Source organism: Bacteroides sp. Marseille-P8574, from assembly GCF_902825465.1.
GTDB lineage: Bacteria > Bacteroidota > Bacteroidia > Bacteroidales > Bacteroidaceae > Bacteroides > Bacteroides uniformis.
In genome coordinates this window covers 1,559,945-1,573,378 of record NZ_CADEBE010000002.1, presented here as the reverse complement: position 1 = coordinate 1,573,378, position 13,434 = coordinate 1,559,945, and the positions used below count along the sequence as shown (strand labels likewise).

Genomic DNA, 13,434 nt, shown 5'->3' with positions numbered 1-13,434 from the left:
TGGAAAACTCTCCGAATTGAATTTAAAAATTCAGGATGACTCTGTCTCCCAGTCGCTTTGCCATGATGCTTTTTACTTTGTTCAATTCGTTGTAGCGCTCCATGATACTGTTGCATTGAGTTTCATCGTTGGCTATGGTAGGGTTTTGCAATGCAAATAGAGTATGCTTCAATTCTTCGCAGACGATGGCATATTTGAAGTTAATCATTAACCGTGGTATTAGCTCATAAAGGCGTTCTTCGTCCGTCACCATTTGTTCTATCTGTGATTTCCTTAACTGATAGCGGTTGCTGATAAGCTCCACGCTCAGCTTGCTGATGACGGGGTCGGGATGCGCCACAAAATACCGTTCGGCAGTAAAGCCCTCATTGTGGATACGTTCGGCAGCCTCTGTCAGGATTTGCCGGTGAAGCGGATTATGGAAGGCAAGCTCGTCTTCTTTTAAATCATTGACTATATATTCAGTTACAGTGATAGGAGTTTCCTGCCCCTCTTCATTGGTGACATTGCACATCACCCGCTCGCCATAGAGCACTACCATCTTCAGAATAAGCCGTTCGTATTTATAGAACTCCTGGCCTTCCTTGCCTTCCTGCGGGATGAAGGATACATATTCTTCCTGGGGTAGAAAAGGTGGAGGTGTTTCGGAAGGGAGACTGGCAGGCAGTGATTCGGGCGTGTAGCCGATAACTTGCTGTGCGTCGGGGGGGGCAACTGTGGCTGTTTGACTGCCATTGATGCCTGCTTCTGCATTGGCTCTTGAGGCATTGGCCGACCGACGCTCACGTTCTGCTCGCTCAGCTTGTTGCTCGGCTTGCTTTTCGCGACGTTTGGCAACCTCAGAAACCAGCAGTTTGTCTTCTACGTGCAGTAATTGGGCGCACTCCTTGATATAGACATCGCGCACAATGGCTTCGGGAATGATGGAAATGCTCTGCACAAGGTTTCCTATAAGCTCGGCGCGCTTGATGGGGTCTTTTCCTGCATCTTCAAGCAACAGATTGGTTTTAAAGCGGATAAAGTCCGTTTCATTCTCTTGTATGAAATTCTGGAATTCCGTCGCATTGTGTTTGCGAGCAAAGGAGTCCGGGTCGTCCCCGTCGGGCAGGAGGCAAACTTTGACGTTCATGCCTTCTTCTAGCAACATGTCAATACCTCGGATAGAGGCCTTTATACCGGCAGCATCACCGTCGTAAAGTACTGTCATATTGTTGGTGAAGCGATGAATCATCCGGATTTGTCCGGGTGTCAATGCTGTACCCGAAGAAGCAACCACATTCTCTATGCCCGATTGGTGCATGGAAATGACGTCTGTATAACCTTCGACCAGAAAGCAACGATCTTGTTTCATAATGGCTTGTTTGGCAAAGTATATGCCGTACAGCTCGTTGCTTTTATGATAAATTTCCGATTCAGGCGAGTTGACGTACTTTACCTTGACGCCTTTGGTGGCACCGGCAAGCACACGTCCTCCGAAAGCTACCACCTTGCCGGAGAGAGTGTGTACCGGAAAGATGACCCGCCCCCAGAAGCGGTCACGCAGTCGGTGGTCGTCTGTTTCGTAGCAGAGGCCGGTCTTGACGAGATAGTCTTTTTTGTATCCTTTCTTTAGGGCTTCTTGAGCGAGTGCATCGTGGCTCTCGGTACAGTAACCTAACTGGAACTTCTCGATGATGTCATCGCGGAAGCCGCGGCTGCGGAAATAGGCCATACCGATACTCCGTCCGTCTATGTGGTTCTTTAGGATGTTCTGGAAGTAGTCGCGGGCAAAGTTGTTTACGATGAAGAGGCTTTCCCGTTCGCTCTGTGCTATCTTCTCCTCACTGGATAGTTCGCGTTCTTTGATTTCAATGCCGTATTTCTTAGCAAGATATTTCAGTGCCTCAGGATAAGACATCTGTTCGTGTTCCATGATGAAATGCACTACATTTCCTCCTTTTCCGCAGGCAAAGCACTTGCAGAGCCCTTTGGCGGGGGATACATAGAAGGAAGGGGTTTTGTCATCGTGGAAGGGACACAGTCCTACATAATTCACACCGCGTTTGCGCAGGGTAACGAAGTCCGATACTACATCGTATATTTGTGCGGCATCAAGAATTCTGTCTATAGTGGGTTGGTCTATCATGAAAGCGGTTCTATTAACAGTGCAAAGATAAAAAAAATCCCTCGTTGAGGACGAGGGAACCTGATGTTTTCACAATGGACATTTTATCTATTTAATCTTTTCTCTGATTTTGGTCAGATACTTCTTCATGCCTTCCGCATCCTTGTTGTTGATGATTTCCAGCAGATTCTTCAGTTCCAGACGGATGTTCTCCACTTGTGAGGGAGTGCGCGGGTTGAAGAGAATTTCTTGGAGCAGGTAATCGTCTTCACTCAGCAATCCTTTGGCGATAGCCATGTGCTTTTTGAATGTAGTGCCCGGAGCTTCCTGGTGTTTCATGACTGCCGAAAATACGAAGGTAGAAACAAAAGGGATGGACAGCGAATAGGCTACAGTCTCATCATGTTCGTCGAATGTATATTCAAAGATATTTAGCTTCATTGTCTGGTAAAGGTCTTTAAAGAAAATTTTTCCCAAGTGGTCACCTTCGCTGATGATGATGGCATTCTCTGTATTCAGATTACTAAGACTGGCAAAAGTCGGGCCGAACATGGGGTGTGTCGATACATATCGGAAACCGCTTTCTTCGTAAAATTTCTTCAATCCGGTCTTTACCGAAGCAATGTCACTGATGATGCAGTCCTTAGGCAGTACTGGCAACACTTGGCGGAAGGCGTCCAGTGTGTATTTCACCGTAGCTGCATTGATGACTAGTTCTGGTTCGAATTCCTTGATTTCTTCCAATGTAGTGAAACGGTAGGTGTTGTAGACAAAACGCAGTTGGTGCGGGTTAACGTCGAACACAGCCGTCTCGTGCTGGAAACTCAATATATCTGTAAAGAAAGAGCCCATTTTTCCGGCTCCAAGTATTAATATTCTCATGATGTTTAATGTGCTAATGTGTTAATGTGCTGATGTGCTAATTGCCATGCGGCATTACTGCGCAGCCAATTAGCACATTGGCACATTAGTACATTAAATAATTACTTATTTATAATTTCCATTTGTTGCCTCACACTCTCTTCGTGTATCGCCTCAAATACCTTTTTGATGAACTCGGCATCCATACCGCACAATGCACCTTGCGAGCCGCGTTTCTCAAGGATTTCGTTGTAGCGTCCGGTTTGTAGGATGGTCATATCATGTTCCTTTTTGTAAGTGCCGATTTCTCGTGCCACACGCATTCGCTTGGCCAGCTCTTGAATGAGATTGTTATCACATTCGTCAATCTGCTTACGTAATTCACTGAGGTTTTCAGTGCTTTGCGTTTCCTTGCGGATGACGAGCAGGTTGAGGATGTAATCTAGCACATCCGGAGTTACTTGTTGTGCTGCATCGCTCCAGGCACAATCCGGGTTGCAGTGACTCTCGATAATCAGTCCGTTGAAGCCCAAATCCATAGCTTGCTGGCAGAGTGGAGCTACCAGTTCGCGCTTTCCACCTATATGGCTGGGGTCGCAGATGATGGGCAGGTTCGGGATGCGTCGGCGCAACTCAATGGGGATATGCCATTGGGGCAAGTTACGGTAGAGCTTCTTGTCATAGCTGCTGAATCCGCGGTGGATGGCACCTAGGCGTTTCAGGCCTGCATTGTTGATGCGTTCCAAAGCTCCAATCCAGAGCTCCAAGTCGGGATTTACCGGATTCTTTACCAGTACCGGGATATCGACGCCTTTCAGTGCATCAGCAATTTCTTGTACGGCGAAAGGGTTGGCGGTGGTACGTGCACCTACCCAAAGAAGGTCAACTCCAGCCTTTAGGCATTCGTATACATGTTTGGCGGTGGCTACTTCGGTGGAAACGTACATGCCGGTTTCCTTCTTTACCTCTTTCAGCCAGGCAAGGCCGTCTACACCGATGCCTTCGAAACCGCCCGGTTTGGTACGCGGTTTCCAGATGCCGGCACGGAATAGTTTGATGCCTTTGTCTGCCAGTTGTTTGGCAGTGCTCATTACTTGTTCTTCTGTCTCTGCGCTACAAGGGCCGGCAATGATGAGGGGGCGTTTGTCCTCAATGCCGGGAAGGGTGATGGGTTCTAATTCGAGTTCCATATTCTTTGTTTATTAGTTTTTTAAAGTTTGTTGTATGAATGTCTCTTTTTCACTGTCCGTTTTCCTATATGGGAATCGTCGTTTCCCTATATGGGAACTATCGTTACCCTATATGGAAAATGCATTTACCTGCCTTTGAAAATACAGGTAAACATAAGGGTATGATTCTTAATATACTATATCCTATGTGCTAATTCATTATCTCCTTGATGCGGCTCAATGCTTCTGCCAGCTTTTGGTCCTTGCAGCAGAGGGAGATGCGGATGTATCTCTTGCCGTTGCTGCCGAAGATAAATCCCGGGGTGATGAATACACGCGCCTTGTGCAGCACGCGTTCCGTCAGCTCCTCCACATCTGCACAGGTGTCGGGTATTTTGCCCCAGAGGAACATGCCTACCTGGTTTTCATCGTACGTGCATCCCAGGGTGTGCATGATTTCGCCTGCCAGCCTGCGGCGGTTGCGGTAGTTGGCGTTGTTGCCGTCATACCAGTCGTGTTCGGCTTCCAGTGCAGTGGCGGCGGCGAGTTGCATGGCGCGGAACATGCCGCTGTCGATGTTGCTCTTCACTTTTAGTATCCATTGCACGAAGTCGGCATTAGAGGCAAGCATGCCGATACGCCAGCCCGGCATGTTGTGGCTCTTGCTCATGGAGTTGAACTCTATGCAACACTCCTTGGCGCCGGGGATGCTGAGGATACTGATGGGGTGTTCGTTCAGGATGAAGCTGTAAGGGTTGTCGTTCACGATGACGATGTCCTTGCGGCGGGCAAAGTCTACCAACTTCCGGTATAGTTCGGGGGTGGCATTGGCTCCGGTGGGCATGTTGGGATAGTTGGTCCACATCAGCTTCACGCGGCTCATGTCCATTTGTTCCAGCTCGTCGAAGTCGGGCATCCAGCCGTTTTCTTCTTTTAGGTTGTAGTTCACCACTTCGGCACCGAGAATCTTGCTCAATGAGGTGTAGGTGGGATACCCCGGATTGGGCACCAGCACTTGTTCGCCGGGGTTGACAAAAGCAAGCGTCACGTGCAGGATGCCTTCTTTGGAACCGATAAGCGGTTGTATCTCTGTGTTGGGATTCAATGCTACGCCGTACCACTTCTCGTACCACCGGGCAAAGGCTTGACGCAGTTCGGGGATGCCCACGTAGGGCATGTAGCCGTGTCCATCCGGGTTGCAGGCGGCTTCGCAGAGCGTTTGGATGGTCTTTTCAGAGGGTGGCATGTCAGGGCTTCCGATGCCCAGACTGATGACATCCTTGCCTTCGGCGTTCATTTGCGCCACTTCTTTCAGTTTCTTCGAGAAGTAGTATTCGCTTACGCTTGCCAGACGTTCGGCTGGCTTTATCTTAGATGTTTGATTTTCCATCTTCATATTCTCCTAATATTTTTAGTTCTTTGGTCAGCGGTGTGATTGCTGCGATAGATTGTTTGTATCTCAGTACATTGTCGAACACGACATCTACGTAAAACTGATACTCCCATTCCCGTCCGATGATGGGGAGGGACTGTATTTTGGTCAGATTGATTCTGTAGAAGGACAAGATGGACAATACTTGAGAAAGGCTTCCTTCGGTGTGGGGCAGTGTGAACACCATGCTGGCCTTGTTGACATCCTTGCTGCGGTGCCGGTTCAGTTCATCCACCTGCCAAGGGTCGGCTACCACAAGGAAGCGGGTGAAGTTGTGCTTGTTTGTTTCGATGCCTTCCTGCAGAATCTTCATGCCATAACGCTCTGCGGCTGCTTTGGAGCAGATGGCAGCATGGCCTTTCAGGTTTTCTTTTTGGATGATTTCGGCACTGCGGGCGGTATCTTCGCCTTCCACCACTTTTATACTGGGGTGCTGTCCGAGGAATTCACGGCATTGCATCAGGGCGATAGGGTGGGAGTTGACTTCGGTAATATCAGCCCAGTCTTCATCGGGCAGGCAGACAAAACTATGGGAAATGCGCAGCTTGTACTCGCCAACAATCTGTGCACCACTTTGGCGTAATAGCTCATTGTTATGTAGCAAACTACCTGCAATGGTGTTTTCTATTGCCAGCATTCCTATGGTCTGACTGTCTTTTTTGATGGCACTGAACACGTCTTCAAAGTTGGCGCAACAGATTAATTCTATTTCTTCTCCTTCGAAGTACTTGTGTGCGGCGATGTCGTGATACGAGCCTAATATTCCTTGAATGGCTACCTTTCTCATTATTCTTTATTTTCTTGGTTATGCTATAAAAAAAATCCCGCTTCCATACGATGGAGCGGGATTCTGTATATTTACTTGTTTCTCTATTCAGTCCTTAAGCATCACTGTCACTTGATACATACAAACTCCCGCTCTACTTTCTGGCTAAAGTAAAAGTAAAAAAAGAAGTAATATGCATAAGTAAATGACTTCATACTTGTATTCTCTGTTTTTGAATTACGCGACAAAAGTAATGCTTTTCTTTTATATACAAACAAAAAACAATGTTTTTTTTAGGGATAGTAGCAATTTAACTTATTTCCCTTTAATTTGTACAATGACTTGAACCGGACGATGGTCGGATGAAATGGTGTCTTCTATGACTTTCCGGTATTGTACGTCAAACCGATACCCATTCTTGGAATAGCCGTAGATGTAGTCTATACATCGGTTGGGACGGTCTGCCGGGAAAGTATAAGAGGTTGTGTCATTGAGGGTGGCAAAATGTTTTGCCAATTCCAGCTGGGGAGCGCTTGCTGGTGCAGAGTTCATGTCGCCTGCCATAAAGATGGGCTTATCGACGTTTTGCAAGGCTTTTTCTATCAATGGTACGGCAAGGAGCTGGTCTTCTGGAGTGAGGGACTGGTGTGTGGCACAAAATACATAATCTTTAAATTCTGCAATAATGAGGGTACGTTTTTCTTCCCGTCCGGGCATTGGAATGATTTTGTATTTTATGGGTATCTCTCTGGAGAGGATTCCGATGCCGTAGCTTCCACCCTGAAAAGGAATGGCTGCTGCATAAGTCCCGTGCATTCCGGTCAGTTTTTCTAGTTCTCCGAGAGCATGGATTCCTTTGTTGCGCACCGTTACACTGTCAAGTTCCTGCAGGGCGACTATGTCCGGAGAAGTTTGACTGATAACATTGGCAATGCGTCGGTAATTGTACTCCTTGTCCATACCGATACAATTATGTACGTTATAGGACAATATGTTCACTTGCTGTGCATGGGCAGGTGCGAACATCAGTACAAAAAGTACTGATAGAAATAAATTTCGTTTCATTGGCGGCAATAATTGAATTTGTTATAATCCTAGGATATTACCGGTACTTCCCTCCGGTTGGTTACCATATTGTCCGTTAAAGTTCTGTATCTCTTTAGGATTGAGTTCCAGTCCTTTCTTCATGTCCTCCGCAGAGCCTTCCTTGTCTCCGTTCAGCAACTTGGCACGTCCGCGCTCATGATAGGCCTCTGCGAAATTAGGGTTCAGTTCTGTGGCTTCCGTAAAGAGCTCGATGGCTTCTGCCAGCTTGTTTTGGGTGATGTAAAGCTGTCCTAAGTAGAGGAAGGCTTGTTCGTTAAAGGGATTCAACTCCGTCACTTTCTGATAACTGCTTTCTGCTTTTTCTTTGTCTCCCGTAGCTTCTTCTATCTTTCCACGGAGCAAGATGGCACTTTCGTCTTCCGGGTCTTGTGCCAGAATGGTGTCTATGTCTTCCATCGCTTCCTTGTATTGCTGCATTTGGACCAGTGCTTCGGCACGGAGCAGACGGGCTTCGGTAAAATCATCTTTCAGTACGATGGCTTTCGTAAGATGAGCGATGCACATGATGCCGTCTCCTTGTCCATTGTTTGCTTTGCCTAGCAGGTAGTGTGCCATGGCGTTGCCCTCTTCTATTTCGATAGCTTTCTTTGCCGCTCCTGCCATGGCAGGATAGTCTTCCTGCATGTAGCATACGTTGGCAAGACTGAGGTAGGTGGAGGTATGTTCCGGCTCTATTTCGGTCATGCGTTCCAGTAGTTTGTGTGCCTCGTCCAGTTCGTTGGTCTGGGTGTAGACTTGGGCAAGGTAGCCCATGGTTTCAAAGTCTTCCTGAATGGCAAGGGCTTCAATGAAGCATTTGATGGCGTAGTCTGTACGGCCCATGCGTTGTGCACGCATACCGTCATACTTGAATATCTCAAAATTCTTCTGCTCGTTTTTTTGTTTCTCATTTGTCGGACTGTCTGACTTGCCGGAGAAAAAAAATTTAAAGAATCCCATAGGTGATTAAAAATTAAAGAATTAAAAAATAAAAAGGAAAAGGAGGAGCATGGCTGATAAGAGATGTTCCTCGTCAGCGGCAGGACATTCTTTTCCAACGGCAAAAGTAATGAATTATTTTTTGATTTGAAGCATTCCGTTGACAGCAATTACCTTGCCTTCGTCCAACAATTCATGTAACACATCGATGAGCATGTTTTTATCGTCCGGTATCTGTTCTGCCAAAGTGGCTGGAGTTTGTTGTTTATCAGATAGGGCTTGAAGAATCTTTTCAGAAAATTCCTTTTCCGAAAGGTGGCCGGAAGGTTTCTTGTTCTTCAAATTGATGCAAGTGTCGCACTGCCCGCAGTTATGCTCGTTCTTTTCTCCGAAGTAGTGTAGCAGCATCCGGCTACGGCACACGGTATCGCTGCTCACGTAATCCAGCATGGCACTTATGCGTTTCTCATATCGCTCTTTGCGTTCCTCGTACACGGTGGGAGGGATTTGCAGGTGGCGCATTTCAACCCTCTCTCGCGTGTATATTATATATGGTGTCTTTTTGCGGGGGATGTAACTGACGATATGTAGCTTGGCTAGGTGGATGAGCTGTTCATACACTTGCCGGCGTGTGAGTCCGGTGCATATGGCCAGTGAATCTTCATTGATGAAAGCATGGTCTGTGAAGACCCCGGTATAGGAGCGGAGAATGGTTTGGATGAGTTTGTCCATATCTTCGCCGAGCTCTCTCAGTTTATAAAGTTCATCTCGGCGGATAGTGAACAGTAGCCGGGATGCATTGTCTTGTTCATCTGTATATTCCAGGTATCCCGCTTGTGTCAGAATCTTCAAGGCACTGTCCACGGGAACGGGGAAGTACTTGAACTTTCGGCAAAAGTCTTCTATATTGAACTCGCGTACACAGCCTTGTCCATCTCCCATTGCCATCTGGTAATAGTATTGAAGATGCTCATATACTTCCTTTATATACTCTTTTTCAGGAAAGGTGTCGGGAATGCGTTTGTGCAGTGTTGCCTTATCCGACTTGGCGTAAAGGATGACCGCGTAGGCTTTTTGTCCGTCCCTTCCGGCACGTCCTGCTTCCTGGAAGTAGGCTTCTATGGAATCGGGCAGATCCATGTGGATGACAATCCGTACATCCGGTTTGTCGATACCCATACCGAATGCATTGGTGGCGACCATGACACGGCTTTCTCCTGTTTGCCAGCGTTGTTGGCGGATGTCTTTGGTGGCGTTATCCAGTCCGGCATGGTAGAAATCTGCGGTGATGTCTTCGTTGTGCAGCAGTTCGGTAATTTCCTTGGTGCGGCGGCGGTTGCGCACATAGATGATGGCGCTTCCGGGCATACGGCGCAGGATGTGCAACAGCTCTCCCGTCTTGTTTTCCGTCTTGCGGACGATATAGGCAAGGTTTTTGCGTTCGAAACTCATGCGGAACACATTTTCCTCACGGAAATGCAAACTGGCCTGGATATCTTTCACTACTTCCGGAGTGGCGGTGGCTGTCAATGCCAGGATGGGGATGCCGGGCAGCAGTTTGCGTATTTCGGCTATCTTCAGATAGGCAGGACGGAAATCGTAACCCCATTGTGATATGCAGTGGCTTTCGTCTACTGTAATCATACTGATTTTCATCTTCTGCAGTTTGGTGCGGAAGATTTCGGTATCGAGCCTTTCGGGGGAGATATAGAGAAACTTGAAATTGCCGAAGATGCAGTTCTCTAATGTGACGATGATTTCCTGCCTGCTCATGCCTGAGTAGATGGCAAGCGCTTTGATTCCTCGTTTTTTCAGGTTTTGTACCTGATCTTTCATGAGGGCAATCAACGGAGTAATGACCAGGCAAAGTCCTTCTTTGGCAAGTGCCGGAACTTGGAAAGTGATGGATTTTCCTCCTCCCGTGGGCATTAGTCCCAAAGTGTCCCGTCCCTCGGTAATGCTGTTGATGATGTCTTCCTGGATTCCTCGGAAGGCGTCATAGCCCCAGTATTGTTTCAGAAGCTTCCCCCCCAATCCACCTTCTCCAGCTCCTCCGCTATCAGGGGAGAGCAATCCCGTAGGGAGGGGAGTTTTGAAGTTACTATTGCTGTTCATGGTCTTATTAAACTTCTTGCCATTCCTATCGTAGGTGTTTCAAAATACTCTTAATGCTTTCTTTAGAAGCGGATTACGAGGAATAATGCGGATTCAGTAAAATAAATCCGTGGAATCCGCGTAATCCGCGCCTGAAATTATAACATAAAGAAAATGCTTATATACTTTTGATACATCCTCATGACTTTTAATTCGGCTTTATGTCTTCAATCTGCAACTGCACTTCACCCCTCTTATGAGTATTCTCTTCAATAGAATAGCAGATGTCGAAGGAACGTTTGGTCTTGATGAAGCGTACGTGGGAACTTTGCCCGAAAGCGATGCCGTTCATCACATTGTTCGATTTATTATCCACTAATTCCAGCTTGATATGTTCTTGGTCGCGACCTACGACTTTGCTGGTACCATAATCATAGACATTGTGCGTGCAGAAAATAGGTTTGGCATTGTCCGGTCCGAATGGATTGAACTTCTTCAGGTCGCTGAAGAATTTCGGAGTGATGTCTCTGAAATCAATCTCGGCATTGATGTCGATGACGGCGCATGTCTGTTCCGGCAGGATATTTTGTGATACGAACTCTTCGAAACGTTCGATAAAAGCTGGTACATTTTCCACCTTCATGGAAAGGCCGGCGGCATAGGTATGCCCTCCGAAGTTTTCCAGAAGGTCGCGGCAGTATTCAATGGCTTTGTAGACGTCGAATCCGGAGACGGAACGGGCAGAGCCGGTTGCCATGTCATCCGTGCGCGTCAGCACTACTGCCGGGCGGTAATAGATTTCAGTCAGCCGGGAGGCAACGATTCCGATGACACCTTTATGCCAGTCTTCATTGTACAATACTATAGAACGGCGATCGGCAAGTCCGTCCAAATCGGCCACAATCTTATTGGCTTCTTCGGTCATGGTCTTGTCCAAGTCCTTGCGGGTCTCATTGTATTGATTGATTTGTCCGGCTTTCTCCAGGGCAAGAGAGAAATCTTTTTCAGTAAGCAGGTCAACGGCTTCTTTTCCGTTCTGAATACGTCCGGAGGCATTGATACGAGGACCTATTTTGAATACAATGTCACTGACAGTGATATCCTTGTCCGTTAGTCCGCAGACATCAATGATGGCTTTCAGACCTACACTGGGATTGCTGTTCAATTGCTTTAGGCCATGGTAGGCAAGGATACGGTTTTCACCCATGATGGGTACAATATCTGATGCGATGCTGACGGCGCAAAGGTCCAATAGGGGAATTAGGTGATGGAACTCGATACCATTGTTGATGGCAAATGCCTGCATAAACTTAAAGCCTACACCGCATCCGGACAGATGCTCATAAGGATAGGTATTGTCTTCCCGTTTGGCATTCAGAATAGCTACAGCAGGGGGGAGTACATCATCGGGGACATGATGGTCGCAGATGATGAAATCAATGCCTTTCTCCTTGGCGTATGTGATTTCTTCGACGGCTTTGATACCGCAGTCCAATACAATAATTAAGCCTACACCACTTTCTGCGGCATAGTCTACTCCTTGGATTGAAACTCCATACCCCTCATTGTAACGGTCGGGGATATAGTAATCAATGTTCGAATAGAACTGTTGAATAAACTTATAGACCAATGCCACAGCCGTGGTACCGTCTACGTCATAATCTCCATAAACAAGAATGCGCTCTTTCTTTCCCATTGCCTTGTTCAGGCGCTCTACGGCTATATCCATATCCTTCATCAGGAATGGGTCGTATAAGTCCGGTAATTGGGGGCGGAAAAACTTTCGGGCATCCGCTGCCGTTGTTATTCCCCGCTCCACCAGCAATTTTCCCAATATTGAGCTAATTCCCAATTCTTGGGCCAGTTGTTGGCTTGCTTCTGCCTGTTCGGGTGTAATGGGTTGATAATTCCATTTGTAAGTCATTTTATATATTATTTTTTCTTTTTCTATCTCGAGATGTTGGGGAGTGGGGGCTAATACGTGCACTTTTCTCTAACAAGGTGTAAAGGTATGAAAAACTCTTGAAACGGAGGTGGATTCTGTGGAAAATCTTTATAACTATATGCATTCTCCACTAAAAATCTTTATTTTTGTATCTATAAAAAAATATCGCTATGCTTGTTTTTATTTCTTGTGCAAAGACCATGGCAGCGCACAACTCTGTTGTCGTGCCCGAAGTCACAGTCCCGAAATTTGAGGTGGAGGCTGTGCGGAATGCGTTGGAAATGTCTCAGTATTCGGTATCCGAATTGGAAAGGCTTCTTCGGGTGAATACCAAAATTGCTGCCGAGAACCGTTTGCGTTTTCATGATTTCTGTTCGGAAGAGAATTGTCCGATGCCGGCCATCTGCGCCTATACCGGAGCTGTTTTTAAACGTATTCTTCCGAAGGATTTTTCGGCGGAGGATTTTCGTTATGCGCAAGAACATCTGCGTATCACTTCTTTTCTTTATGGGTTGCTTCGCCCGCTGGACGGTATCAAACCCTATCGCTTGGAAGGAGATGTCCGTTTGCCCGAAAAAGGTGGAATATCCATGTTTGATTATTGGAAGCCTTTGTTGACGGATTACTTCATAGAGGAAATTAAAAACTGTGGCGGTGTTCTCATTAATTTGGCAAGTGCTGAAATGAAAGATTTGTTCGACTGGAAGCGGGTGGAGCAAGAGGTGCGTGTTATTACGCCCGAGTTTCAAGTTTGGAAGGCCGGACAGCCGAAGACTGTCGTTATCTATGCCAAGATGTGTCGCGGAGAGATGACGCGTTTTATTGTCAAGAACCGTCTGGAGTGTCCTGAGGAGTTGAAATCCTTTTCTTGGGAGGGCTTCGTCTGGGATGAGATACGCAGTACGGAGAATGTATGGCATTTTTTGTTAGGTACATCTATGTAATGAAAAGGTACATTACGTTTGGCTCGGATGTTACTATATGTTGCTTTTGATGTTTGCGCAAAATGAAGAACTAAATACGCAATTTAGGATGAGG

The 13,434-nt window shown here is 46.8% G+C and carries 10 protein-coding genes; 1 reads left to right on the top strand and 9 read right to left on the bottom strand.

Translation table 11 applies throughout. The annotated features are described in order from the left end of the window. Window positions 1-22: 22 nt before the first annotated feature. From dnaG to recJ, 9 genes are all read right to left on the bottom strand, one after another. Window positions 23-2,125 carry a DNA primase gene (dnaG, locus tag HUX74_RS19260; protein ID WP_131225426.1) on the bottom strand — a complete coding sequence of 701 codons (2,103 nt, stop codon included), beginning with the start codon at window positions 2,123-2,125 and terminating at the stop codon, window positions 23-25. A gap of 87 nt (window positions 2,126-2,212) precedes the next feature. Next, complete coding sequence (locus HUX74_RS19255; protein WP_117600823.1) at window positions 2,213-2,986, bottom strand: prephenate dehydrogenase/arogenate dehydrogenase family protein; 774 nt, start codon at window positions 2,984-2,986, stop codon at window positions 2,213-2,215. A gap of 101 nt (window positions 2,987-3,087) precedes the next feature. Beyond that, window positions 3,088-4,155, bottom strand: coding sequence for a bifunctional 3-deoxy-7-phosphoheptulonate synthase/chorismate mutase type II (locus tag HUX74_RS19250; RefSeq protein ID WP_131225425.1), 1,068 nt, complete (start codon window positions 4,153-4,155; stop codon window positions 3,088-3,090). Between the two features lie 190 nt (window positions 4,156-4,345). Beyond that, the gene (locus HUX74_RS19245) at window positions 4,346-5,530 is read right to left on the bottom strand and encodes a pyridoxal phosphate-dependent aminotransferase (RefSeq protein WP_117965209.1); all 1,185 of its coding nucleotides are present in this window, start codon (window positions 5,528-5,530) and stop codon (window positions 4,346-4,348) included. Continuing rightward, window positions 5,505-6,353, bottom strand: a complete 849-nt coding sequence (locus tag HUX74_RS19240) for a prephenate dehydratase (RefSeq protein WP_131225424.1) — start codon at window positions 6,351-6,353, stop codon at window positions 5,505-5,507. Before HUX74_RS19240 ends, HUX74_RS19245 begins: the two co-directional genes overlap by 26 nt. 294 nt (window positions 6,354-6,647) lie before the next feature. Further along, window positions 6,648-7,397: an endonuclease/exonuclease/phosphatase family protein gene (locus HUX74_RS19235; RefSeq protein ID WP_117965211.1), complete on the bottom strand. Its 750-nt coding sequence runs from the start codon at window positions 7,395-7,397 to the stop codon at window positions 6,648-6,650. Between the two features lie 21 nt (window positions 7,398-7,418). Continuing rightward, entirely contained in the window at window positions 7,419-8,378 is a 960-nt protein-coding gene (locus tag HUX74_RS19230; protein WP_131225423.1) for a lipopolysaccharide assembly protein LapB, read from the bottom strand. Between the two features lie 114 nt (window positions 8,379-8,492). Then, window positions 8,493-10,472: an ATP-dependent DNA helicase RecQ gene (locus HUX74_RS19225; RefSeq protein WP_226791221.1), complete on the bottom strand. Its 1,980-nt coding sequence runs from the start codon at window positions 10,470-10,472 to the stop codon at window positions 8,493-8,495. A gap of 187 nt (window positions 10,473-10,659) precedes the next feature. Next, the gene (gene recJ / locus HUX74_RS19220) at window positions 10,660-12,375 is read right to left on the bottom strand and encodes a single-stranded-DNA-specific exonuclease RecJ (RefSeq protein ID WP_117600829.1); all 1,716 of its coding nucleotides are present in this window, start codon (window positions 12,373-12,375) and stop codon (window positions 10,660-10,662) included. A gap of 191 nt (window positions 12,376-12,566) precedes the next feature. Here recJ and yaaA point away from each other — a divergent pair, with 191 nt between their 5' ends. Then, window positions 12,567-13,340, top strand: coding sequence for a peroxide stress protein YaaA (yaaA, locus tag HUX74_RS19215; RefSeq protein ID WP_138344947.1), 774 nt, complete (start codon window positions 12,567-12,569; stop codon window positions 13,338-13,340). Window positions 13,341-13,434 lie beyond the last annotated feature (94 nt).